This window comes from Mucilaginibacter sp. P4_G9, from assembly GCF_056400985.1.
Genome location: NZ_JBFUKF010000733.1, coordinates 1 through 1,430, shown reverse-complemented (window position 1 = coordinate 1,430; position 1,430 = coordinate 1). Strand labels below are relative to the sequence as shown.

Sequence of the window (1,430 nt, the reverse complement as noted above, 5' to 3'; positions counted from 1 at the left end):
CCAGTACGGGAAACTGTTAATACAAGTGCTATCCAATAAAATATAATAATTCCAATCATTAATCTTTTTTTTCTGCTATCTCTAATTAATACTTCAATCACGCCCATATAACTAAAGAAAAGGCTATATGCAAAAAAAGAGGCTTCATTAGATAATCCTACCGGCCTTACATTATTATATGTTTCGATATGGAATATTTCGCCAAAGGAGGGATTATTGTGAATTAATCGAAACCCGACATTTAAAGTTTGAAATATTACAGCCAATGAGGGGACAATACCTGATAGCGCTAAAATGTAAAAAAAGGCGCTTTTAGAGAGCTCGTAATTGTCGTTTTTATTATAAATGTAATTCCTGATGAATAATAATACCGGTACAAATATGATCACTTTATTAAGTGACATTATGCTCCTTATTACAGGTGAGGTATCGTATTCATTAGAAGGAACAATATCTTTAAAAAAGACACGAAAGCTTGCAACGATGATACTTAGAATTGAAAAAAATAGAAAACTAATAAAAACCTTGTCGGAGTTTGAAATGAATATTCTATTGGTGTTTATCGTAAATTTTACCAGTATACAAATAAAGGTTATCAAAATAGCTACCTCAAAAAAGCCTATAGTTATACCGGCCCTAAAAAATGTAGTAGCATTAAACTGAGCAACGAATAAAATGGCAACTAAGATTAATTTCGTATTTACCTTATAAATACTTGCTAATGGTACTATAAGGCATAGTACAAAATAAAATAGGTAAAATATAATTGACACAGCCATATTATCTAAACAGTGTTCTTTTAATCATCATCACCCTATACAACAATGCGCGATAAGTAAACAGAAAATTTGCTGTTAGCCTGTTGACGTTAAGATTTTTTTGAGAAGCTCTTTTAACTTCTTTAAATCCCTTTATGGCTGCTACATTACTTATACCACCACCAAACATATTATTTAACACATTGGGGATTGCAACAAAACAGCAATTATCTGCATATGCCCGGCTAAGTAACTCGTAGTCCATGGCTATTTTATAATCTAAATTATATCGGTAATTTTCATAAACATCTTTAGTAACAAACAACGTTGGGTGCCATACCGGTAATTCAAATCTAAATCTTAATAAACTTCCAGGTCTGTAAATTTCTGTTCGTTTGGGATATATTACCCTCAGGTGTCCATGAAAAATAGTTTTATCGGGACAACCTATTTCAATATATTTTTTGGCTACTAATTCAACTGTATCAGGGTTATAATAATCGTCGGCATTTAATAAGCCAATCAATTGGCCGGTTGCCAGGTTTATCCCTTTATTAAATGCATCGCTTATCCCCTTATCTGGCTCCGATACAAAATGAGTAATATATTTATCGTACTTATTTATAATATCTTTAGTACCATCTATAGAGGCGCCGTCAATCACAATATATT

General features: G+C 31.9%; 2 protein-coding genes. Both read right to left on the bottom strand.

Translation table 11 applies throughout. The annotated features are described in order from the left end of the window. Positions 1-404: hypothetical protein (locus AC1DPZ_RS27165; protein ID WP_477409392.1), on the bottom strand; the 404-nt coding region annotated here is incomplete at its 3' end. A 376-nt stretch (positions 405-780) separates the two neighbouring features. Further along, positions 781-1,430 (bottom strand): glycosyltransferase (locus AC1DPZ_RS27160; protein WP_477409390.1); only part of this gene is annotated, 650 nt, incomplete at its 5' end.